20 protein-coding genes, 1 tRNA gene, 1 pseudogene and 1 riboswitch are annotated in these 23,147 nt (G+C 49.3%); of the genes and pseudogenes, 5 read left to right on the plus strand and 17 right to left on the minus strand.

The window, feature by feature from the left end; translation table 11 throughout:
* Window positions 1-73: 73 nt before the first annotated feature.
* Complete coding sequence (locus tag A8707_RS03545; protein WP_156518342.1) at window positions 74-538, plus strand: DUF29 domain-containing protein; 465 nt, start codon at window positions 74-76, stop codon at window positions 536-538.
* 31 nt (window positions 539-569) lie between these two features.
* On the opposite strand, the gene A8707_RS03550 is transcribed toward A8707_RS03545, so the two are convergent.
* Together A8707_RS03550 and A8707_RS03555 are read right to left on the minus strand one after the other, a co-directional pair.
* Entirely contained in the window at window positions 570-1,124 is a 555-nt protein-coding gene (locus A8707_RS03550; protein ID WP_068815180.1) for a glutathione S-transferase family protein, read from the minus strand.
* A 136-nt stretch (window positions 1,125-1,260) separates the two neighbouring features.
* Window positions 1,261-1,725, minus strand: a complete 465-nt coding sequence (locus A8707_RS03555; RefSeq protein WP_068815181.1) for a hypothetical protein — start codon at window positions 1,723-1,725, stop codon at window positions 1,261-1,263.
* Between the two features lie 430 nt (window positions 1,726-2,155).
* Here A8707_RS03555 and A8707_RS03560 point away from each other — a divergent pair, with 430 nt between their 5' ends.
* Window positions 2,156-3,004 (plus strand): tetratricopeptide repeat protein, encoded by an 849-nt coding sequence (locus A8707_RS03560; protein ID WP_068815183.1) that lies wholly within the window; start codon window positions 2,156-2,158, stop codon window positions 3,002-3,004.
* A 28-nt stretch (window positions 3,005-3,032) separates the two neighbouring features.
* On the opposite strand, the gene A8707_RS03565 is transcribed toward A8707_RS03560, so the two are convergent.
* The 4 genes from A8707_RS03565 to A8707_RS03580 form a co-directional block, all read right to left on the minus strand.
* The gene (locus A8707_RS03565; RefSeq protein ID WP_068815185.1) at window positions 3,033-4,367 is read right to left on the minus strand and encodes an ABC transporter substrate-binding protein; all 1,335 of its coding nucleotides are present in this window, start codon (window positions 4,365-4,367) and stop codon (window positions 3,033-3,035) included.
* A gap of 150 nt (window positions 4,368-4,517) precedes the next feature.
* Window positions 4,518-4,606 (minus strand) — tRNA-Ser (locus tag A8707_RS03570).
* Window positions 4,607-4,684: 78 nt separating this feature from the next.
* Window positions 4,685-5,779 carry a phospho-N-acetylmuramoyl-pentapeptide-transferase gene (gene mraY, locus A8707_RS03575; RefSeq protein ID WP_068815187.1) on the minus strand — a complete coding sequence of 365 codons (1,095 nt, stop codon included), beginning with the start codon at window positions 5,777-5,779 and terminating at the stop codon, window positions 4,685-4,687.
* A 136-nt stretch (window positions 5,780-5,915) separates the two neighbouring features.
* Window positions 5,916-6,158 (minus strand): DUF3134 domain-containing protein, encoded by a 243-nt coding sequence (locus A8707_RS03580; protein WP_068815188.1) that lies wholly within the window; start codon window positions 6,156-6,158, stop codon window positions 5,916-5,918.
* Between the two features lie 385 nt (window positions 6,159-6,543).
* Here A8707_RS03580 and A8707_RS03585 point away from each other — a divergent pair, with 385 nt between their 5' ends.
* Window positions 6,544-7,137 carry a shikimate kinase gene (locus A8707_RS03585; RefSeq protein ID WP_068815189.1) on the plus strand — a complete coding sequence of 198 codons (594 nt, stop codon included), beginning with the start codon at window positions 6,544-6,546 and terminating at the stop codon, window positions 7,135-7,137.
* A gap of 55 nt (window positions 7,138-7,192) precedes the next feature.
* Here the strand turns inward: A8707_RS03585 and A8707_RS03590 are convergent, their stop codons facing one another.
* The 3 genes from A8707_RS03590 to A8707_RS03600 form a co-directional block, all read right to left on the minus strand.
* On the minus strand, window positions 7,193-7,891 hold the full coding sequence (locus A8707_RS03590) for a universal stress protein (protein ID WP_231947916.1): 699 nt from the start codon (window positions 7,889-7,891) through the stop codon (window positions 7,193-7,195).
* Window positions 7,892-8,028: 137 nt separating this feature from the next.
* Window positions 8,029-8,161, minus strand: a riboswitch (cyclic di-AMP (ydaO/yuaA leader).
* Between the two features lie 431 nt (window positions 8,162-8,592).
* Complete coding sequence (locus A8707_RS28885) at window positions 8,593-8,865, minus strand: hypothetical protein (protein WP_197484603.1); 273 nt, start codon at window positions 8,863-8,865, stop codon at window positions 8,593-8,595.
* 444 nt (window positions 8,866-9,309) lie between these two features.
* Complete coding sequence (locus A8707_RS03600) at window positions 9,310-10,224, minus strand: DMT family transporter (RefSeq protein ID WP_068815193.1); 915 nt, start codon at window positions 10,222-10,224, stop codon at window positions 9,310-9,312.
* Between the two features lie 380 nt (window positions 10,225-10,604).
* Between A8707_RS03600 and A8707_RS03605 the strand changes: the two are divergent.
* Together A8707_RS03605 and A8707_RS03615 are read left to right on the plus strand one after the other, a co-directional pair.
* Window positions 10,605-11,012, plus strand: a pseudogene (locus A8707_RS03605) (FKBP-type peptidyl-prolyl cis-trans isomerase); the annotation flags it as partial.
* A gap of 333 nt (window positions 11,013-11,345) precedes the next feature.
* A complete protein-coding gene (locus tag A8707_RS03615) occupies window positions 11,346-12,836 on the plus strand; it encodes a glycosyltransferase family 2 protein (protein WP_068815199.1) in 1,491 nt (496 codons plus the stop codon).
* A gap of 69 nt (window positions 12,837-12,905) precedes the next feature.
* Here A8707_RS03615 and recJ read toward each other — a convergent pair whose 3' ends face one another.
* The 8 genes from recJ to A8707_RS03655 all read right to left on the minus strand — a co-directional run bounded on the left by recJ (window position 12,906) and on the right by A8707_RS03655 (window position 23,110).
* Window positions 12,906-15,266 carry a single-stranded-DNA-specific exonuclease RecJ gene (gene recJ, locus A8707_RS03620; RefSeq protein ID WP_068815201.1) on the minus strand — a complete coding sequence of 787 codons (2,361 nt, stop codon included), beginning with the start codon at window positions 15,264-15,266 and terminating at the stop codon, window positions 12,906-12,908.
* A 9-nt stretch (window positions 15,267-15,275) separates the two neighbouring features.
* The gene (locus tag A8707_RS03625) at window positions 15,276-15,848 is read right to left on the minus strand and encodes a GNAT family N-acetyltransferase (protein ID WP_068815202.1); all 573 of its coding nucleotides are present in this window, start codon (window positions 15,846-15,848) and stop codon (window positions 15,276-15,278) included.
* 8 nt (window positions 15,849-15,856) lie between these two features.
* Entirely contained in the window at window positions 15,857-16,651 is a 795-nt protein-coding gene (locus A8707_RS03630) for a PD-(D/E)XK nuclease family protein (protein WP_068815206.1), read from the minus strand.
* A 6-nt stretch (window positions 16,652-16,657) separates the two neighbouring features.
* Window positions 16,658-17,242, minus strand: coding sequence for a PAP/fibrillin family protein (locus A8707_RS03635; RefSeq protein ID WP_068815208.1), 585 nt, complete (start codon window positions 17,240-17,242; stop codon window positions 16,658-16,660).
* A gap of 791 nt (window positions 17,243-18,033) precedes the next feature.
* Window positions 18,034-18,648, minus strand: coding sequence for a LapA family protein (locus A8707_RS03640; RefSeq protein ID WP_068815210.1), 615 nt, complete (start codon window positions 18,646-18,648; stop codon window positions 18,034-18,036).
* A gap of 73 nt (window positions 18,649-18,721) precedes the next feature.
* On the minus strand, window positions 18,722-19,351 hold the full coding sequence (locus A8707_RS03645; protein WP_068815212.1) for a flavin prenyltransferase UbiX: 630 nt from the start codon (window positions 19,349-19,351) through the stop codon (window positions 18,722-18,724).
* Entirely contained in the window at window positions 19,341-21,683 is a 2,343-nt protein-coding gene (locus A8707_RS03650; RefSeq protein WP_068815214.1) for a ribonuclease R family protein, read from the minus strand. Before A8707_RS03650 ends, A8707_RS03645 begins: the two co-directional genes overlap by 11 nt.
* Window positions 21,684-21,973: 290 nt before the next feature.
* The gene (locus A8707_RS03655) at window positions 21,974-23,110 is read right to left on the minus strand and encodes a quinone-dependent dihydroorotate dehydrogenase (RefSeq protein WP_068815216.1); all 1,137 of its coding nucleotides are present in this window, start codon (window positions 23,108-23,110) and stop codon (window positions 21,974-21,976) included.
* Window positions 23,111-23,147 lie beyond the last annotated feature (37 nt).

The following is a 23,147-nucleotide window of genomic DNA, read 5'->3' on the forward strand; positions in this document are numbered from 1 at the left end:
TTTATTCGTCAAAAAGGGGTAGCCAACGCTGCCCCTTTTTGACGAATCTTGCTTTTTAATAAAGAGGTCTCCAATGGAAACTGCCATGACTCCTCTAGAGGCTGCTCTTAAAACCCAGTATGAAACCGATTACCTGAGATGGATCGAGACGACTCTAGAAAAACTGCGGAGTCGTGACTATGCCAGTGTGGACTGGGAGAATCTGGTCGAGGAAATCGAGGATATGGGGAGGAGTGAGCGAAGAAGTCTGAAGAGCAACCTGATTGTTGTGTTGGTTCATCTGCTCAAGTGGCAATTTCAGATCGATCGCAGAAGTGGCAGTTGGGAAGGAAGCATGATTGAGCATCGTAGACGCATTCACCAGGCGATCGACGACTCGCCTAGCCTTCAGCCTTTTCTTGAAAGTATTTTTGATGAATGCTATCTCCAAGCGGTCAAGCAAGCAAAAGCAGAGACTGGGCTATCGTCAGAGACATTTCCTCACCAGTGCCCTTATGAGTTGGTGGAAGTTGTGGGCGATGAGTTTTTACCCGATTAACTCCATCAATCAACCAAATGACCTCTAGATTCTAGCTGCGACCCCCGATCGCCTTAGCAAAAGCCGGACGCTCTGCCATGCGCTGCATGTAACTCGTCACACCGGGATAGCTGCTCAAGTCAAGCTTTAACATCATCGGAATATAGGACAGCAGAGAACCCACCGCCACATCTGCCACACTGAACTGCTCACCCAACACAAACGGCTGACGTTCAAACAGTTCGCTGAGAGGTTGCATGAGGCGCGGCGTTTCCTTTTCTCGGTTGGCTTCGACAAAGACACCCGTCGCCAGCGTGGAGTTGGCAAACAAAACCCACTGCGCGATCGTGGCTCGTCTCTCTACATCAAATTCTTTGCCATACTTCTCAGCGAGATACATGAGAATTGCGCCCGACTCCCAGAGAGTAAAGTCGCCATCGACGATCGCCGGAACTTTACTAAAGGGATTAATTGCTTTAAAGGTCGGCTGTGACAGATCTCCCGCTTGCAGATCCAACACGATGAACTGGTAGGGAATGGCTAATTCTTCGAGATACCACTGAACGATCGAGGCACGACTGCGCCCTGTACCATAAAGCTTTAGCATGAGTCGAATCCTCTAAGAGTTTGGAATGATAGTTGAAGTTTGAGTACTTTTGTACTATTCTATAGCAGATGGATTTTTTGGAGATTGCATCATGCTTGATTTGAAACTTAGACGGAGACATTTCAGCGAAACGTCTCTACAGCACCTTATGGGTGTGTTCGTGTTGCTTCACGTTGTCTTCGGTTCTGACGATGCGCTCTGAGTTTAAAACCCGCTTGCGTTCAGTGGAGTGATTAAAATCGTTGCGATTGCTGCCTACAGAGATGTGAGTCTGAGCGACTGGCTTTGCTTTATAAGTTCGGGCGGCAGCGGTGGCTCGGTAGACAAAATCGTCGCAAAACTGAGCCTCGATCGGAAACCCATCAGGCAATTGAGGCGTGTCTCCAGCAATCACTGTGCCCATTGTGGTCGCGATCGCCATTTCATAAGACGTCGGGATGCCCTTCACGATCGCTTCTAATGCCGCCGACGGAATTGGTTCAACGATTTTGACTTGATGAACCTCGTTATCGTCTTTGATAAAGCAAGTCGCTAGACCCACCACCAAATAATCATCTGAAGCCAAATCGGTCGTATTGGGATAGGAAAATGAGGTCGTCATAAGCCGTTTATAGAAACCAGATTAAAGCTGGCACGATCGCAGAACAGGATTGCATTTTATCAACTTCTAAGAGGCTACTGTGCTTTAGCTTGACTTCTCTCAACAAAAGCTGAGCGATCGCAACAGGCTAGCCCTTTCCCTCTGAGGGGATATTAAGAGGGTACAAAGCTTTTGTAAAGCTGGGACCTGTTTCCCGACTATCTGCGTCTGACGGTGAAGACCTTTTACGGTAAGCCTCTCTGCTGATCGCTCAATGCTCCTGTCTTTCAGAAATGTGGATAACTCAGCTTGAAGTGACCTACATCCAACCCATCAAAAACGTCAGCCAATCCAAAATCTGACCCTAGATGTACCGATTCGTAACACTTAGACAGAAAAATGTTGGTCAGAGAGTTTATAAGCTTAAACCCACAAGCCCAATGAGGACTGCATGAACGCCCATACTTTGTTAAGTCGCCACAGCTCATCTCTTCAGCCGTTTCGTCCCAGCTATCTCAAGAGTGGAAGTGCCTATGTTCCTCGTCATGCGTCTGAGGGAAGTTTACGCTGCAATCGTCGCAAACAGCCTAATCGCAAGGGTTCTCTAGACACTCTGACCAGCCGAAGATCAGCTTGGCTAGAACCCGCCGAGCAAGATCGCCTGCTGCGTCAACGATCGCTCACCGAAGCCCGTCGTGGAAACTACCAAACCGCCATTGAGGGCTTTAATCTGCTGATTGAGCGCAATTCTCAGAGTGCGATCGACTACAACAATCGAGGCTTAGTCTATTTTCAAAGTGGACAGGTTGCCGCCGCCTTAGGCGACTACAATCACGCGATTAAGCTAGATGCTCGATCGGCGAGTGCCTATAATAACCGGGCTAACTACTACGCCGCTCAAGGGCGATTGGCAGAAGCGATCGCGGATTATGAAACTGCGATCGATCTTGATCCCACAAACGTCCGAGCTTGGATCAATCAGGGCGTGACCTTCCGAGAATTAGAAATGTATCTTCAAGCGATCGAGAATTTCGACCACGCCTTGCAGATGACTCAATTTCTCTCGACGGGTGCCAACACAACCGTTTTAGAAGGTCACATCTATGGAGCACGAGGGCGCACCCATCATCTAGCAGGTGACTGGAATTACGCGATCGCAGATTATCACCGCGCACTAGACAAAATGGATGGGTTGGAGACGATCGAAGCCTCTTTATCTTCTTACCGCCTTCAGTCTCAAGTCGAGAATTGGTTAAATCAATTGATGTCTTCTTCGGGTAGAACGATGACTGACGAATGATGAAATGTTGTCAGTCATCACTCGCTTTTTACTGCGGACTCACTTTACCAATCACTCCTAGCGATCCGTCATCTTTCACCGTCCAAACGTCGTAGTTACCGACCACATCGCCGTTTTCATCAATATCGACATTGCCACTTGCGCCTTGATAGTTAATCTTTTGACCTTTGCGGAGCAAGTCTAATCCTTGGCAAACGTCAGTGACTTCGGTGCCCGGTGCATTCGTGACTTCGCGCAGCTTGCTCTTAATGCCGTCTCCCGTGTTGGATTTTGCAGACTGGGCAGCCAACACTAAGATCGCTGCCGCATCCCAAGAGTGAGCCGCATAGGGTGCGAGAGGTCGATTTTGTTTCTCCTTCCAGAGCTTGGCAAATGCGTCGAGGGCTTTGCCGTTTGCACCCGGAACGGTGCCGATCGCGCCCGCTAAAATTGATTTACCATCGCTAGTTTTGCCCACCTTTGCGACAAAATCGGGCGAATAGACCCCATCGGTTAATAGAAGTTGAGTGCCTTTACTCGCGCCTTGCTCAAAGGCTGACTTCACAATCAAACCGCCCGTTTCGGCGTAGAGAACCGCAGCCACGGCTTGAGGCTTTCCAGCAAAAGCGGCACTGGCTTCTGTGGTAAACGTAGTGGCTTTGGGGTCATAGCGCGTCGGCTTGCTGTTGTTGGTGATCGTGCCGCCGAGTTTCTCAAAGGCTTGCTTAAATTCTTTCTCAAAGCCAACGCCGTAGTCATTATTGATGACTACCGTTCCTGCCGTTTTAAAGCCCCGCTCAATGGCTAGTTTTGCCAAAGCCTGTGCTTGATAGGTGTCTGGAGGAGCCGTTCGTGCCCAATAGCCTTGAAACTTGCCTTCTTTTGCCTGTTGAGTGAAGACAGGACTGGTGCTGCCTGGAGAGATTAAAACGACTTTGTTGCGAATAGCGATCGGCAGCGCAGCCGTTGAAACACTACTCGCAAACGATCCCACGACTCCGGCAACTTTATCGACTTCTGCGAGTTTTGTCATGCCTTCGGTGCCTGCCGATGGCTCAGTCTGGTCATCCACCGAAGTCAGGGTGACAGGTTCTCCATTTACGCCGCCGCACTTATTTACGGTGTCTACCAGCAGCGGCACAGTGGCGATCATTTGCTGCCCGATCGAGCCTAAATCACCCGTCGCCGGAAGCAGAGAGCCAAGCTTTAAGCCTTTTGTATCAGCGGCAGCCGTCGCCGCTGCACCCGGAGAAGCCGTCCCTTGAGCAGTAGGAGGGGCAGCTTCTTGACAGGCAGCCGTTAAAAACCCAACTGCGATCGTCACTGCTGCGAGAGCGATCGCCGCACCAGGGTTTGAACCCTTCGCTGAAGCCAATTTAGTCATTTGAATCTAGATTCCTCAACGTCTCATCAGTCTAAATGAGGCTCATCTTAAACTAATTGCTCTCTAAAGAGTAGGGAAGTCGATAACTTAGTTGTGAAAGAGTAAAGCGCTAGATGTTTAGGACATCTAGCGCCTACTAATGATTGAAAACGGAGAGAGAGGGATTCGAACCCTCGGATAGACCTAAATCCATCAACAGATTAGCAATCTGCCGCTTTCGACCACTCAGCCATCTCTCCGGGTGACGATTTACAATCTTATCAAAGTTTACGGCAAAACGGTCAACTGGTTAAGAATTTGGCAAATCGCAGCAAAGACTAACGAATCGTCAGACCCAGAACGGCAAGAACGGCGGCGATCACATAAAACCAGCCGACAACTTGAGTTTCTGTCCAGCCTGTCAACTCTAAGTGATTGTGGAAAGGCGACATTTTGAACAATCGCTTGCCAATACCATTCGAGTCTTTTGTGGCTTTATAATAGCCAACCTGAGCAATTACAGACAGGGTTTCTAAGAAAAACAACCCGCTCAAGATCAGCAGCGCGAATAGAGAGTTTGTGATCAGAGCGACTGCTGCTAATCCGCCGCCTAGCGCTAACGATCCGGTGTCGCCCATAAACACACGAGCCGGGTTGCGGTTGTGTACTAAGAACCCTAAACAGCCGCCACTCATTGAGACGCAGAAGATCATCAAATCAGGGGAACTGGTTCCGATTAAGGCACCTAGACCGAGGAGCGCGATCGCAACCGTTCCACCCGCCAAACCATCCATTCCGTCCGTTAGGTTTGTAGCGTTGCTCTCAGCGACCAGAGTGAAGGCAGCAAGCACCCAGAATAAGACTCCGAGGGGAAGGGTTAAGCCTAATGGAAGTGCCAGCGTTGTAATGCTGACGGGATGGCTGACGTAGAGCCAAACGCAAAACGCGACTGCGAAGAAGACTTGCAGCCCCAGTTTTAAGCGGGGAGAAATGCCCTTATTGGATTTGTAACGAATGATTTGCCAGTCATCTATGAATCCAACCAAGGCATAAGCCAGAGTCAACGCTGACACAGCGACTACGTTGGCTGAAAACCCCGATAAGACGAGTGCAAACGCCACCGCGACGGGAACAAAAAAGGCTCCACCCATCGTCGGGGTTCCTGCCTTCTTGAGATGAGACTGCGGTCCGTCTTCACGAATGACTTGCCCTGCTTTTAAGGCTTTTAGCAAAGGCACTGCCCAAAACCCGACTCCTGCCGTTGCTAACGCACTTGCCCAGAGCGGTAGAGTCAGAGATGCCACCTGATGAAAAGGTCGTCCTGCAACTGCATCCAGCGCAATAGCAGCAACAGTCAGTCCGATCGTCAGAAACAAAAAGAGCCGCGTTCCTGAGAAACTGAATGATCGATCTGTAAATAATTTAGCGTCCACGAGATTCTCACTTCACTCCGCACATTACACCACACCACCGCAGCAACACTCTTCGGAAAAGAGTTGAAGAGTTTGCTCATTATTTGCCTTTGTAAAGAGGGGCTTTTCCCTTCTCTACAAAGATTGCCCACTCACTCTAGTCTTCTGCATCTAAATCATCGTCATCATCGTCCAAATCGAAGGAGTTATCGTCTTCCGAAATGAACTGATTGATGTCATCAACGTCTTCGGTGACACCCACTTCGACTTCTTGAACTTCACGAGCCAGCAGACGACCCGACTTTTCGAGCCAGTCGAGAATCGAGGATTCTTGCTGGACGGGAATCACAGCAGCTCGCTGATCACGAGGCTCTTCACGTAACGAGGGATTATAAACCATGGAGCGATTCAGTTCACAACAAAAATTAACGGTGTCTTCTTAAAGTTTAGACCTTATGAAACAACCAGAGTCTACCATCGCCTTAAGAAAATGGCTCAAAAAGTCCGCATATTTTTCTAATGATGTCAAGCTGCCTTTCTCAAGCGTATAAATTGTTTATGAGCTCGATCGCTCCAGTTCAAACAAGGGCGTTGCTGAATCGATCTAGGATGAGGGTAAAATCTGTTCGGATGTTTCAGAAAAGTCTCACATCGCGTTACTTTATGAGATGGTTCTTTTGTTAAGAGTTCTTAACCAATCTAGATACAGATTCATAAGGCTGCTCACAGCGAGACGACTTAACGCTAGTGTGATGACAGAGAACTTATTCATTTAGGAAAATCTCTTGTTAAAAGGAGTCAATCTTTATTTCATCGGCATGATGGGAGCTGGTAAAACCACGATCGGGCGCTTACTAGCAGAACAACTCAACTACCAGTTTTTTGACACTGATACCGTGATTGAGCAAGCAGCAAGACAGCCAATCACTCAAATTTTTGCCGAATCTGGAGAAGAAACCTTCCGGCAGTTAGAAACGCAGGTTTTATCTCAGTTGTCACATCACACTCGATTAGCAATTGCCACAGGCGGCGGAATTGTTTTAACGCGCGAAAACTGGAGCTATTTACGTCACGGAATTGTTGTGTGGCTTGACGTTTCGATCGAGCAATTACATCAACGGCTACAGCACGATACCAGTCGTCCACTTCTTCAAGATCAGAACGCCAAGTTTAAGGAAAAACTGCAAATGCTCTTAGAGCACCGTCACCCACTCTATTCTCAGGCAGATGTGCGAGTCATAACTCTAGCAGATGAGCCAGCGACTCAAATTGCTGCACGAGTTTTGGAGGCGATCGCTCAAAAGTGCCAGGAAAAATCGCAACTCAATGAGCGTCTCAGATTGATGAATCAAGAGACTCCCTATCAAGTTGAAAATTAAAATCAGCGATCGAGCGTCAGCAAGAATGTCACCGATGCTCGATCTCTGAGACTAACTAACAACTCAATGAGTCCTCATCCAGGGCAGAGGGAATGCCCAACACAGGGCAGAGAAACGTCTTTCCTAGTTGCTGCACGAGTGGATGCTTGGCAGATTCACAGCCCAAAATCAGCAGAGACGCTGACTCAGCTTGAACGACACTGGTTAACTCTTCGTCAACAGAGCCAAACCGTAGGTGGGTTTTGAGAGAACCGCGCCACTCATCGGCTAAACAACGAGCCTGCCAGAGAATTCGATCGGCGTGTTCAAACACGTCTGCCATACCCATCTCAAGACTAGGACTGGCTACCTCAACGAGATCAGGCAATTCAGCCAGTGCGGTTCTTGGACGAGCGCAATCATGAAGAGCCACATCTAAGAGAGTGGGCTGATCGTGGGATCGTGCCCATCGCTGCGTCGGATCTGTTGTTGCAGCAACCCTCGATCGCGGATGGCTCGATCGATTATCAACGACATAGACAACCTGAACTGTGACTTGTTTTCTCGTCGCTAACCGAGTTTGGTGAGCAATCCATAACGTAAGGTCGAGCGCGGCTTGACTGCGGGGAGAACCCGAATAGCCCACCACCAAATTGATGTCTTGCTCAGAGCTAGTCTGAGGCGATTGCGCTTGTGGTAAAAGCACCATTTGATTCACTAAGTCACTACGACCTAGCGTGCTTTGAAGACGCACAAGCATGGATAGAATATTCACGATAAAAACCTCTCAAGATCAGGGTTTGCGAGAGGTGGGTCAGGGGTTTTGCCTCCAGCGTTTCTTGAATAAGCGACGCTAAGAGGTTAACCAGGAGACCCCAATGACCGTTGCTCATAGTAAGCCTAAGTCTTGGGCGCTCCTCCCATTGCCGACGGAGTTAGCTGACGGGCTAAGACTGGAAGGTGTCTCTCTCAAACTCTCTGAGATTCGCCCCAAAATAAGGTTGGTTCCTCCGCTTTGAATAGAGTGATCCACCAGTTTATACTGGTCAATCCTGCATCCAGATTAGGCTACCCACTCAAAATTACACTCAGAACGTTTTAAGCTGGTCAGCCACAATAGATTGCCTCGAAGCTGATTAGTGATCAATCTACGATAGCTAGCTCGTAAATCTCTGATACTTTGAAGACAAAATCACGGTTGATTTCAGTGGGTCATCAATTGTTGACTAACTTAACAGCCCTTTGAAATTATAACAGTGCGGATTGATCCTCTGGACGTTCCCTTAGAAATGTATATAGAATCACAGCCATCATTTTTAATAATGCTTTGAGCCAGAACCTGAGAAGAGCTTCGCAGTTGGCAGCTTTTCAAAGCGAGGGTCTTTGGCTTTGACGCGTTTTTTTATAGAATTATGCAGAGTCTTTTGACCATACAAGTTTGAGAAACTCTGCCTACTTTTTAGAAATAGTTGCCTGTTAACAGGGATGCGAATTGGTCGTAGCTTCCAGCATTTTTTTATAAAGAAGAGTCGTCCTTGCTGATTTTTGAAATTTGCCTAGAAGTTCTAGATAAGCAAATGGAATCACGATCGGCCATAGAAGCGTGGCGATCGCAATCACCCTCATCGAAAGCTGTTTTTCTCTCTTGGTTAATTCTGTGTCTTCCTGGAAAAGACTTAGCCAGTTCACAAATAGGATCGGCATCAAGAGACAGTAAAAGGAAATAGGAAGCAGTAAGAGTAGCTGCATTGCAACAACGCTCCTTGATATAGCTGTTTTGACTTGTTGAAATATGGGGTTCGGCGGGTAGTCTTCCTTCTCAGCGATCCCGTCCAGACCTGAGTTGAAGTGCCTTCTATACAAATACCAGTCAACGGACGGGGTTCCATGAGCATGAATACCGAAGCAGCACCGACGACATCTCAGGGCTAGGTGTTTTTACGCATCGTCAAGGATTTTATAACTCTGGATGGCATTCAAAAAACATGGACAATCGCAAATAGCGTCCATCAGGAAGATTTAGATTCCCTAGACTCAGATCCTCAGTTCTCATACCATACCTGCAGTTTAGCTCACCCTAAAATCTGATAAATGGAGAAAATAATGGTTCAAGAAGTGCTTAACTTTGCTGTACAACCTGAAGGCTATTCGCGAGTCTCCTGACTATCGGCAGAGGTCTGTGTGACAGATGACTTATGCTCTGTTAAACAACAGCCAAACTCCAACGAGAGAGATAGCAACGCCTAAGATAGCTCTGAGACTCACTTTTTCACCCATCCAGAGCGCGATCGGTAGAATAAAAAGCGGACTGGTATTCGTCAAAGCTTGTGCCACTCCTGTCGCCGCATACTTCAACGAAATCTGCTGTAGCCAGATTCCTAAGTAAGTGCTGATGAAGGCAGTGCCCGCAACGACCGTAAACAAACGGCGAGACTGCACAGGTTTTAACATCTCTCTAGGAGACTGCCGAACTGCAACCCATATTGCCAGCACGATCGTGCCTCCTACCAGTCGAATGAGCGTGCTCCAAAGGGGGTCAATTTCGGTTCCGCTCAAGGCGGCTCTTGACAGCACCGCTCCGATCGATTGCCCCAGTGCGGCTAGCAACCCGAACCCAAGACCTCGCCAAGGACGAAAATGAGGATGAGCCGTAGGAACCCGTTCAGCGACTACCCAGAATACGCCAGCAAGGGTGAGTCCGATTCCCCATCCGGCACTTGCCGAGAGACGTTCCTGCAAAAATAGCAGGGCGAGTAAGGCAGACAGTGAGGGGGCAAGCGTTTCGAGTAATAGCGTTCGTCTCGCCCCGATGCAGTTGAGCGCGTTGAAGTAAGCGGTGTCTCCAAAGCCAATGCCCAAGATTCCGCTTAAGAGCAGCAGACCCCAGTGAGTCGCGCTGATCGAGGGTAGAAGTTGCCCTCGCAGGAGGAGCGTGAAGAGCAGAAGGACAACCGCGATCCATCCTTTCGTGAAATTTAGAATCAGAGGAGAAAGCTGCCGTCCAACTCCGATATAGATAACAGACGCACTTGCCCAAATCAAGGCAGCACTTAAAGCGGCAAGTTCTCCCCTAAATGGAAGAAGGAAAGACAGAAAATCGAAGGACATGAGCAGCGAGCGGGGTTTGTGAAAGCCAACCCTAAGGATTGTGAATTAAATAAGGTCAGTTGTTGCAAAACGGGGTTACCCTCATCCCCTAACCCTTCTCCCTAGGGAGAAGGGGAACTAGACGTTTGCTCCCTCTTCTTAGGGAGAGGGTTGGGGTGAGGGAGAATTCAGTTTTATTTAATCCACGATCCTAACGCCTTTTGGAAGGGTAGAGATTACAGAAATGTTTAGATCGCGTCCGTCTTTCACTCTGTCTACTAGAGTGAAAAGTGTTCTAATCCCACTGAAGGAACTGGGTAACGATCGCCCATCTCCTCTATCGTGGAAAATCAATCGCAATCACATTCAGGAGCGAACGCATGGCACAGGCACAGCAAGGTGATACCGTTCGGGTTCACTATACGGGCAAGCTAGATGACGGCACAGTTTTTGATTCGTCTACGGATGGCGAACCCTTAGAGTTTACGATCGGGGAAGGAAACATCATTCCCGGTTTTGAGGTCGCTGTTGTAGGAATGAGTCCCGGTGATTCCAAAATAGAGACCATTCCGATCGAGCAGGCGTATGGTCCGCATCGAGAAGAGATGGTACTGGTGATCGAGCGCGACCAAATGCCACCCGAATTAGATCCAGAAGTGGGGCAGCAGCTTCAAATTCAGCAGCCTTCGGGTGAAGCGATTCCGGTCGTCATCACTGACATTTCTGATTCAGAAGTCACCTTGGATGCAAATCATCCTTTGGCGGGCGAAGATTTGGTCTTTGAAATTCAACTGGTTGAGATTGCCTGAATCGGATAGCTCAATGCGACTTTAAATAGGCTTTGCAGGTCGTCACACACGAAACCGCAGAGCCAATTTTTTAATTTATTTCCGTAATCGATTTCTATCAAACTGAAGACGATCATAGCCAAGAACTCGTTTAGGTTGCTTGCCGCATCAGACAAAGATCTCCAAAGATTGTTGTATTCTTGGGTAGTCTTGCTCATCTGCTATTGGATGGACTACACAAGGATTTGACACGCTCAGAGCGTGGATTTTGACGGCTCGATCGCCGCTCAATGTTTGACAAGGCTGCTTGTGCATGGTTTCTATCTATATGGACTCGTTAATAGTTAAAAAATTATGAGGAAGGGACTGCTGCACAAGCCCATCGTTGTTTTTGGTTCTGTTCTTGACAAAGTAATCTTCACTCATGTAGTGGTGATTGGACTGCCGACCATTCTTTACTACTGCATCTTGAAGAGTGGATGGAACCTGCTGCCTCTGCATCTTCTGATCCCGATTCTCTATTTCGTGACTTCGGTGGTGGTGATTGGTGAAGCGATGACAACGGCGATCGCCTATTCGTCTCCGCGCAAGCAAAAGCCCAGGCTAGGAGCGCTGCAACGTTTTTTGCGGATGCCTCGCCCCTATGCTATGCAGCGAGAGGATCTGCCTGAGCCAAAACGCCCGTTGCCCAGATGTTCGCTGATTGTGGTGGCTTATTTGCCCAACGAACAGCACATTATTCTCAGCACGCTCAGCTATATTCTCAATCACGTTGATCGTCCTGAAGCGGGGCTAGAAGTGGTTTTGGCTTACAACAGCCCGATGAGGCTGCCGATCGAAGATGAGCTAGAACGGCTAGCAGAGCAACACCCAGAGTTACGGCTGCTTCCGGTTGAAGGCAGTCGCTCTAAGGCAGAAAACCTGAATGCCGCGCTGAAAATTGTCACGGGTGAAGTAACTGGCATCTTAGATGCTGACCATCGCCCAAATTCAGATTGTTTTCGTCGTGCCTGGAGTTGGCTGGCTAGCAATCGCTACGCGGTTGTGCAGGGGCGCAACGTCATTCGCAACAGTCGCACGAGCTTTCTGACTCGCATGATTGCCGTTGAATTTGAGTGTATGTATGGGGTCAGTCACCCCGCTAAGTCTCTATTAGCTGACACGGGAATGTTTTGCGGCTCAAACGGCTATTGGCGAACGGCTGTGTTGAGGCGCATTCGCTTTTCGCCCACGATGATGACTGAGGATATTGATGCCACTCTGCGAACGCTGCTGAGAGGGCACAATATTGTCCATGACCCCGGAATCATCACGACAGAGCTTGCCCCGATCGACCTTCGATCGTTCTGGTTTCAGCGCAAGCGGTGGGCACAGGGTTGGCTCGAAGTGACGCTTAAACATCAGCTTCCTCTGCTGCGCTCTCACAAGCTAGATGGGTGGCAAAAAACCTATTGGTCAATGCTGCTGATCTATAGCGCGGGGTTTCATTTTGTGGCGCTTCAGATCTTTCCGATGTTGTTCAGTTTGGCGTTGACTCACACAGAGCCGCCCGCGATTCCACAAGGATATGTGTGGGCGACGACGGTGCTAACGCTGTTGAGCGGTCCTTGTCAGACGCTTGTGGCTTGGCGAGTCAGAAATAAAGTTGTGAAGAACCCATTCCGAGATTTTGTTCTCTACTGCTTGTTTATCCCGTTTTATTGCGTGTTTAAGAATGTGATTGCCATCACTGCGATCTATGATCACCTCCTTGGAAACACTGAATGGGTGGTGACGCGACGCGGGTTTCGAGAGTCTATGCCAACCCCGACTTCGAGCCGTGCAGTTTTACGTAAAGCTAGCTGATTGAATGTTAGCTATTTCTGTCTGAATGGCTCCTCCACACACTCTGAGCCATGTCTCTCTAAGATCAGTTTAATCTCTGAAGGTCGTTTGATATGCCACGTTTTGAATCGTCGATAACGGCACTTGATAGAAATAGTGACGCTGAAACTGTTCTTCTTGAATTGCTGCAAAGAAGGTTTCAGTTGCCCTTTTAGCTTGTGTCTCTGACGCGATCGAGTCCTCTACATTCTCCCAAATCACCTGAAAGCCGTAGTCTGAATAAGTTACCTCAAAGCCGAGAAACTTCAGGGCAAGGAACCCATTCTTTAAAGCTAAGTCGCCAATTTCTAGTTGTTTGTAGAGTTGCTGGCGTGTGGCAGTTTTCTCAGTTCGGCTGAGATACTTGGCGATGCCGATCAGGGTTTGCCAGATTTCACTCGGTGGAGACAGTTTGGGGAGTGGATAGGCGATCGCTAAACTCTTTTGTTCTCGAATGGCGCGACGAAACCAAGCCTGTAGCTCGTTCCAACTCGTGGGACAGGTTGAGATTTTGAGACAATCCGATGGTTCGGAAGGACTGCCCTGCCGCCAATCGACGATCCAATCAATCTGTGTAGCGCGGCTTTGGATCGAGTCAGCACAGGGACGAACAGCCACTAGCCGAACTTCATACTGTTTTCGATAGGTATTGTTTTCAAGTTCGACGATCGCGTCACATCGTCCTTGAGGAATCTCATGGCTGTAGTGCCCCCACCAAACGCCCGGAAATCCGACCGATACAGAATCATCTAAAATGGCGAATCGAGTTTGAATGTAGCGAACTTTCTGCCCTTTCCAATCTTGAGTGTTGCGATGTTTGCCAACCTCAAACCAGCAGTTTTTGATCAACAGTTTGGGAATTGGATTTCCCATGCCGCAGGGTTCAAGGAGTCGGAGTTCTTGATAGATGTTTGTGCTCAATTCTTGGACGGTGACGACTAGATCGACCTGAATGGAAGGCGCGATCGCCTCAACACCGCCCATCTGCTGCCGCAGTCGCTGATTGATCGCCTGAGTAAAAAGGGGCAGATCTTCGACTTTAAGACTCAACCCCGCAGCGAAGGGGTGTCCCCCAAATCGATGCAGGAGATGCTCTTGATCTTTGACGAGTTGGTAGAGATCGATTTTGTTCACCGATCGGGCAGATCCACGAGCAAGGATAGATGTTTGAACCAAATCGGTTTGCTCAGTCGTCAACAAAATGGTGGGTCGCCCATATTCTTGAGCAATTTGTCCCGCGACCAGTCCTAAAACTCCAGCGCTCCACTGATCATCCGCTAGGACAATCACGCTGGTTGTCGAGAGGTCAAGATGCGCCAATTTAGCGGCAACCTGTTGGGCAACGTCTTTTTGCAATGCTTTGCGGCGAGAATTGGCTAACTCGGTTGCCTCCGCGAGTTCTCGACAGCGCTGGACATCTCGACTGGTGAGCAACTCGACGCAAAAATGAGCATCGCCCTGAATGCGGCTGACAGCATTGATTCTAGGACCCAGCCCGAAGGAGATATCGGTGGCTCGATCGCCCGATCGCTTGCACAGTTCTAGCAGTCGGGTGATGCCCGGACGAGTTTGCTCACTGAGTTTGCGCTGCGAGTGAGTCTGAAGCTGCTGAATGCCCTTTTGTGCTAGATATCGACAGTCTCCTTTGAGTTCGACGAGATCGGCAATGAGTCCGATCGCCACTAAATCCAGCAAATGATCCAACGGCTCACGAGGCACGTCTGGCAACGTCTCGTACAGCGCCTCGATCAGTTTGTAGGCGACCGCAACGCCTGAAAGACTCGCAAGCGGGTGATCTTTTGAAAAATAACGAGAATTGACGATCGCCCGAACCGGAGGACGGCTGACGGGTAATGTGTGGTGATCCGTTATGATCACATCGATTCCTAAACGGTTGGCGTAGTCGATTTCGTCAAGATTCGTGCTGCCCGTATCGCAGGTCACAATCAAGCGACAGCCTTTCTCTTTCAGAAGGGATATTCCCATTTGAGACAGCCCGTGAGACTCGGTGAGCCGATTGGGAATGTAGTAAAAAAGCTGCTGATTTTGAGTGAAAAACTGTCCTAACCCATCCCACAAAACGGCGGTTGCGGTGACTCCATCGGCATCAAAATCGCCCCAAATCGCGATCGTTTCCCCATTTTGGCGCGCGGTTTGCAGTCGCTCAACTGCCCAACGCATTTCTTGCCCAAACTCAAACGGGCTGACAGGCTGATAGTCGTCAGGATTCAAATAACCCGATATCTGATCAAAATCACGGATGCCTCGACTCCACAGCAGTTGCGCCACATAATCACTCTTAATTTGGGGAAGATGTGCCGCGATCGCTGCCACAAATTCTTTGGGCGGCACCTCTGGCGGCAACATCCAAGAAGGTTTTTGAGCATTGGTGCGATCGGATAACTCAGACATCTAGCTCCTTTAAGATTTTGCGTTGGGGCGACGACGAGGACGCTTCCAAATTGCCCGATCTGCCTTTTCTCGCTCATAGGCGATCAGCCTGCCGTAATAGTCGTGTTCGCTCAGATTCATCGACAAAAAGACGTGCTGCCGCATATTGCCAAACCCTTTGCGGGTGAAGAATTTGAGGGCTGGAAGATTTTCGGGATCGGTGTCTACCATCATAAAGCGCGCCCCATCATCGATCATGCGTTCTACTAGCTTATCGACTAATTTGTCTGCCACCCCACGCCGTTGATAGTGGGGCGCAACTCCTAACCAAATGATGTAGCCATAGACCAACGTGGATTTGTTGATGATGGTGCCCAACACAAATCCGGCAAGCTGTTCGTCGATTTCAGCCACCAGACAATATTCGGGATCGGTGTTGTAAAGCCCGATGACTTCCCACTGATCCCAAGTGCGATAGATGTAGGGATAAAGTTCGCTGGTAAATAATTCTTCGCCTAAGTGATAAACGGTGGCAAGGTCGTCAATCTCCATGTCTCGGATGTCAACTGGAGAAGCATAAACTTCTGAATCTAAAGATGTCATAAGAGATTTCAAAGAGGAATTTCTTTAATGTCGGCGAGATCGGGAAATTTGGTTGTGTCGATCGCTCCTCCCGTTGAATCTACTGCTCGCTGACACCGCAGCGCAAATCCACAGTCGTCACAGGTTGGAGTTTGAGGAATTTGAGGAAACGGTTCTCCGGTGGTTTTGTAGAGATCGAGCCAGCCTGTTAACTGCTGAAGGAGTCGAGTCAGATCGTGCCGAATCTTGCGGTGTTGGGCACTGTCGTAAGCAAATCGTAGACTTTGGGGTTCGGTTTGATCAGCGTCTCTCGATTGAAAAAACCAGTAGGTGATCGAAATTTGCTCAGGCTGGTAATGACTCGTTTCCGCCATCACAAACGGATAGAGCCTCGTCTGCCAGTTTTCTGCCAACCGTCCAGATTTTTGAGGCTTTGGATACGTTTTCCAATCTAGAATCTGTGCCTGTTGCTCAGTTAAAATCAGCAAGTCATAAACAACTGTAATCAAATGCCCCTCAAATTCTAGGGTGCGTTGATGCTCGCTTTGACGCAAAGCTGGACTCGCTTCACTTAGGGACAGAATTTTTGGAGCCGCTCCTACAAACGCCGTAAACCACTGTCTTAGCTGATCATCTTCCTGAATGAATGGCTCGATCGGCAGCCCCATTTCTCTCTGCTGCATCAACAGGTGAAACCGACTTCCCAATATCAACCGTTCTTGCTGGTCTGGAGTGGTCGGGGATGCCAACTGCTCTAAATAAGTGTGCTGAAACTTGCGGGGACAGGTTTCGAGCAGATTTAGCTGTCCTTGAGAGAGACGCATAATTTTCTATCCTTTCGTCAAAACAAAGACGCTTCCCTCATTGCCGCGCCCAATTCGCATATCTCGATCGAGATAGGTTGTGTCGAGCCAGCCTTGCTGATCGCGATTGTCAAGATTGAACTCGATCGCCGTCAGTTTCTGCCCTGACTCAATCTGGTGAATAAAATGATCGGGCGTTTGATAATTTAAAAAGCGCTGAAATCCTAAGATCGATCGCTCAAATTTCACATCGACTCGCTTCTCGGAAACAGGGGTAAACCGTGCCGCCACGCTGACAATGCCTTCCAAAAAAGGCACTCCATACACCTCGGCAATATTATAGATCTTGGCTTCTAAAGCCCGAATCGATTGATAAACCTGCCCCAGCTTGAGAAACGGAACTTGATCAATGCCTAAAATGCCGCGACTCGTAGTGTAGATCAGCCGCCAATCTCCTTCGAGCAGGTCAAGAGCCTCGATCGGTCGCGGAGTTGGGTTGCGATCTTCAAGTTGGGCGATCGCCGATAAAATCGCTTGCTTTTGTGGCTCGGTCGTCAACAGCCCTCGATTTTTGCCCGCGATCGTTTCTAACAGTGCCGATTTCCCGATCATTTGCACTCACCTTCGTAAACAGTGGTAGCCGATGCCTTCAAGATACTCGTCGTGATTGGCGATCGGGCAAGGTTACTACAAACTTTTTTTGGCATTGCTGAATACAGATATGAAATGCCCTCCTCACGCAGTGGGGCGAGAGTTTTGCCCAACCCTTGTATCTTAAGAGTAGAGAGATAGACCGCCAGCCCTTGGATGCTCGACATCGTGGAGAAGCTAGGGTCATCTCTCTAATCTGCCTAGTTTCTCTGACTCGTCTGCCTGATTCGCTTGACTTTTAAGATAATCGCTTCTCCCCAAGGAGAAGGGTTGGGAGGGCTTCGCCCCACTGCGTGAGGAGGGCAAATTAGTTGCACATCGCGTAAAGTATCAACAAATACCCTTTTTCAGTGAGTCTTAATCAACTTAATCTGAGCTAATTTATGAAAGATAAAGCACTATCGGAGATTGGTCATGATTTCTCGTGTACTTGCTGTCTCTCTTCTCAGCCTCGGACTTTCTGTTTTCTCGACCAGAACGATCGCAACTATTCCTTCTTAATCAACTATCTCTCAAGTTGAACAACCCAATTTAAAGCAAAATAGCAAACCAGGTGCGGTTCACAATGCCGTAAACGATTAACTTTTAGGGGTATTGGCATCTGTCTGCTTGCCACTCCTGCCTTTGGGTGTGCAGTCCATAAACAGCATTTCGCTCACCGCCAGGCAATTCATCCTAACGAGATCAAAAATCTAGAAAGAGTTTGGAAACTGCCGTCGAAAATTAAATAGCCAGTTTAGGTCACGTCGCTATCAGTCAAAATCACCATCTCTTTTATCTGGATCAAGATTGCGATAGGGCGGCACAATGACTCGAAAGTCAGCATCCACGACTGATTCAGTCTTTTTAGGCTCCGATTTTTGAGGAGCGCCGTAAGAAGAATTTGAGCGATCTGATCGAGGTGCCTGCTCTGTGTCTGCGCGTCGTTTGTCTGGCTTCCAATCTTTGGGGCGATCGTCTGACTCGTCATCAAACCAATCTGAAGCATCTTCTTCCCAATCAGAGCCATCATCTTGGGCAGTTGCAGGAGGTTTTGCTTCTTGCCAAGCAGTGCGAGTTTGGGCAGGTTCAGCGTCTCTAGAAGCCTGATAATAGCTGTTTGAAGGATTCTGTGCAGAGACAGGTCTTCTACTCCGTCCTCGCGTTTGCCTCTGGGCAGTGAATCCAGTTAGTCGAAACAGCCCAGCAATGACTAGGGTCGTTAGGATGCCTGCCGCGATCGCGCCCAAAATCCACAGCGCTAGAGGGAAAGCGGGCGATCGTATTCCCAAAAATACTAGCTGCATCGAAGGTGCCCAGTTTTGCAACGCAAAGAGGAGCAGAATGGCTGTCATTGCCAGCAGTAGTATCAGACGAATAATCGGCATGGTTGGCAAAGAGGGTAGGCGTTTCGAGCTAGAGGTAAACTCAGAGTTTAAGAGTTTGAACTCAAGACTGATCCTATCCCTCTTTCCAGCGATCGAGCGGCACACAGTCAATGTCTAGCTGATCCAAAGCGCGAGCGACCACAAAATCAACTAAGTCTTCGATAGTTTTGGGGTTGTGATACCAGGCAGGAATGGCAGGAACGATGCGGGTTCCGGCTTCGGCAAGCGTCGTCAAATTGCGGAGGTGAATCAAACTCAAGGGCGTTTCACGAGGGACGATCACCAGCTTGCGACCTTCTTTAAGCTGCACGTCAGCCGATCGCTCTAACAAATCAGAACTGAGTCCGGCTGCGAGTTTGCCCACCGTGCTCATGCTGCACGGCATGATTAACATTCCGATCGTCCGAAAGGAGCCACTGGCAATATTTGCGCCCACATCGCCCCACGGGTGACAGGTGAGTTTGCCCCCGGTTTCGACCCCGCACTGCCGCCGCCAAAACGCCTCTTGTTGCATCGGTTCGGGCGGCATTCGGATGCCTTCCTCGGCTTGCCACACTAGATAGGTTGCTTTAGTGGCAACGAGTTCGATCGCATAATCTGCTTCTAGCAAAAACTTCAGCGCCCGAACGGCATAAATCAGCCCAGAAGCCCCTGAAATGCCCAGAATTAGAGGTCGAGATGGGGAGACTTCGTTATTCCTCACCGTCAAACTCCTGATCGGGCTGAACCTCTTCAGATTCCAAGTCTTCCTCGCTCGCTTCGCTGCCGCCACCCACCGCAATTAGGTCGATTTGCTGACGATAATAATCGACGCTCTTAACCTGGACTTCGATGCGATCGCCCAATCGATATTGTTTGCGATTTTTGCGCCCCACTAACGTCTGTTGGCGAGACCGGAACTCATACCAATCGTCTTTCAGCGAACTGACGTGAACCAGCCCTTCGACGAGAAGTTCTTCAATCTCGACAAACAAACCATAGGACTGAACGCCCGTGATCAGCCCGTGGAAGACTTCGCCCGTGCGCTCTTTCATCAGTTCGGCTTTTTTCAGCCCTTCTAAGTCGTTTTCAGCATCTTGAGCGAGTTTTTCTCGCTCGCTGAGATGGACGACCACAGCGCTAAAGTGATTTTCTAGCTCTTGCTGAATTTCGGGGGGCAGCACGTTCCAGCTAACTTGACCGTCAGCCGAACTGTGACGCAGATTGACGCTTTCTTTAGCGCGAGTTGAGCGACGATCGCGTCCTTCTTCAAACAGCGCATGAAGCGCTCGGTGCACCAGTAAGTCAGGGTAGCGGCGAACGGGCGACGTGAAATGCGTGTAGCCCTGCTCTAATGCCAAGCCAAAATGTGATTTTGGAGTTGTGCTGTAGAACGCAGGCTTGAGCGTAGACAGCAGCAAATAAGTTAAGACTCGCTCTGAGTCAGATTCAGCGAACTTGTGAGTAAAGTTTTGGTAATCTTGAGCGCGAACGGCATCTTCTTGCTCTAGCTTGAGTTCGATACCCATGCTGACGGCAAGTTTGATCAACTCCTGCACGTCGTCGGGGTCAGGAGTTGGGTGAACGCGATAAACTGCCGGAATTTCTAAAGACTGAAGGTGAGTGGCAACGGTCTGATTAGTCAGCAGCATCAACTCCACAATCATCGAGTGAATCGGCAGCGTAGACGACACGACGACCGCCCCCAACGCGCCTTCATCATCATAGTGAAATTTGCTAAAGGTGTATTTTCTAGCTTCTTCAGGGGATTCTGACCCGTCCGATCGAGCAAAAATCTTCTCTGGCAAGTTCAGTTCAAAGGCTCCTCGCTGGCGGCGCTGGTCTTTAATCGCGTGACTCAGCGCATTAAGTTGAGCCAACATCGCAAACACAGGCTCAAATGCCTGCACTTCTTCAGTGTGCTGATTTGCCAGAATGAGTTCGGCTTGGTGATAGCTGAGTTGATAGTTAACCTGAACGACGCTCGGCTGAATCTCAAACTCAACCACTCGCCCTTCAGAATCCAAAATCAGCAGGACGGAGATGGCGAGTCGATCCTTCTCAGGCTGAAGTGAGCAAAGATTATCGGTGACTTGTTCTGGCAGCATCGGCAGCACCATATCGCCTAGATAGACCGATACGCCTCGCTTTTGTGCCTCTCGATCGAGCGAGGAACCCACTTCGACATAGTGAGCGACATCTGCGATGTGGATGCCTAACTGCCAGTGCCCATCGTCGGTTTTATCGAGGGTAATCGCATCATCAGCGCTGTCAGTTGCGTGAGACTTGATGGTGATGGTGGTCAACTCTCGCAGATCTAACCGCTTTTTGAGTTCGACTTTGGTGATCTTATTAGATAAACCTTTTGCTGCCGTCAACACTGCCTCAGAAAAATCGCGCGGCAAGTCATGTTTGCAGCACACAATATCGACATCTGCTGCCTCTGAGTCGGTGCCGAGAATTTTGGCAACTTTTCCCAGGGGGGCGTGTTGTCCTAGGGGATAGCGCTCTACCTCGACGTGAACGAGATGATCGATCGCCTCTTCTAACGCTTTGCCGTTTTCTTTGAGGCTGAGTTCAAACAGTAAACGATCGTCTAATGGCACCGCCCGAAAATCGCCTGCGTCTGCTTTTTTGATCCGTGCCAACACTGAGGGGTTCGATCGTTCTAAGATCAGCCGGACTTCTCCTTCAGGGCTGCGGCGGCGACTGCCTTCTTTAGTGACGCGAACTAACACCCGATCGCCATTCCACGCGTGACTTAGCTGACTTTCGCGAATGTAGATATCTTCTGAGCCTTCGACATCTTGAATCGCAAAACAGAAACCCTTACTAGAGCAACGCAGTTTGCCTTCGACTACGCCCTCTTCAGCGACTCGACGATATTTGCCTCGCTCTTTGACCAAAATCCCAACCTTTTCTAAGGCATCAAGAGCGATTTGCAGCTTCCGAAGACTGGCTTCATCATAGCACTCTAGCTTTTTCTCTAGAGCCTTCGGTGCCACTAGTTTGTCATCTATAAAGTTTGCCAGTAGGTCGGCGATCGAGAATTCCATGCAGCGATATGTCCTCGTGAGTCTTCGTTCTGTTCTCTGGTGCGTTGCATTGCTACCGTTTGCTTAGTTGCCCTAAAACAGATTCTAAAGATCCACCCTCTGAATGCGTGCCGAGTGGTTTTTTAGACTGCCTTAAACTAGGTAGCCGAACCGCAACCTTTAAGTCCTCAAGCTGACCTAGAGGTCATTCCTACGATCGTTGCTCAAGGTTCCCAAAAACGGGTTGCTTTTCAATACTGTCATGAAAAGGAGCGGGTTGACAAAATCTCTGTAAATAAGATGGTCAAAACTTAGTCAGGGTTCAGATGGTCGAGTCCGATCGCGTCTTGTAGAGAATGGAGTCCTCGATCATCTAGTTTCTGCAACAGTCCTTTTAAGATTCGACGCACCATTCCAGGACCTTCATAAATCCAGCCCGTGTAAACCTGAATGAGACTCGCCCCCGCCGCAATTTTTTCCCACGCATCGTCCGCTGTGAAGATGCCACCGACTCCGACGATCGGAAGTTGCCCCTGACTTTGCTGATAGATGAACCGAATCACCTCCGTCGATCGCGGTCGCAGCGGTGCGCCACTGATACCACCCGCTTCGTCAGCCACCGATTTTCCGGTAGCTTGCAGCGTTTGGGTCTTGAGTCCGTCTCGACGAATAGTGGTGTTAGTAGCGATAATGCCTGCGAGTTTGAAGTGTTGAGCCAGATCGACTACAGCCGCGATATCTTCCCACTCCAGATCAGGCGCAATCTTGACCAGCAAAGGCTTCTGCCCCTGATTTTCTTGCTGTAAAGCAGACAGAATTGGTTTGAGTTGATCGGTGGACTGGAGCGATCGTAACCCCGGCGTGTTGGGCGAACTGACGTTCACTACAAAATAATCACCCACTTCTTTTAACAACCGGAAGCTGCCGAGATAATCGTCTGCGGCTTGATCGAGCGGCGTAACTTTAGATTTGCCGAGATTCACCCCTAGCGGAATTTTGATGTTGTGCAAACTTTGCAGCCGATCGGCTAGGGCAGCGGCTCCTTGGTTATTGAAGCCCATGCGATTGAGAGCGGCGCGATCGTCCGGCAAGCGAAACAAACGCGGACGCGGATTGCCCGGTTGAGCCTGAAATGTGACCGTGCCCAATTCTGCAAAGCCAAAGCCAAAGCCAGCCCAAAGATTTGCCGCGATGCCGTCTTTGTCAAACCCAGCCGCCAGCCCGATCGGGTTTGCAAAATCTTGCCCCCACAGAGTCTGTTTGAGGCGATCGTCGCTCAGACAATAGGATCGGTCTAGCTGAGACAGCACCCATCGTCGGGCGATCGGAGAAACTCCCACATCAAGCCAGTTCAGCGATCTTAAAGTCTGCTGATGAAGCCACTCAGGATCGGCTTTAATGCCAGAAAAAAGAATTGGGCGAATGAGCGCCTGATAGAGATCCGTCAATGGAGAAGATTAGTAAGGACTTTAATCATTGTGACGG

The organism is Phormidesmis priestleyi BC1401 (assembly GCF_001650195.1).
Taxonomy (GTDB): Bacteria; Cyanobacteriota; Cyanobacteriia; order Leptolyngbyales; family Leptolyngbyaceae; genus Phormidesmis_A; species Phormidesmis_A priestleyi_B.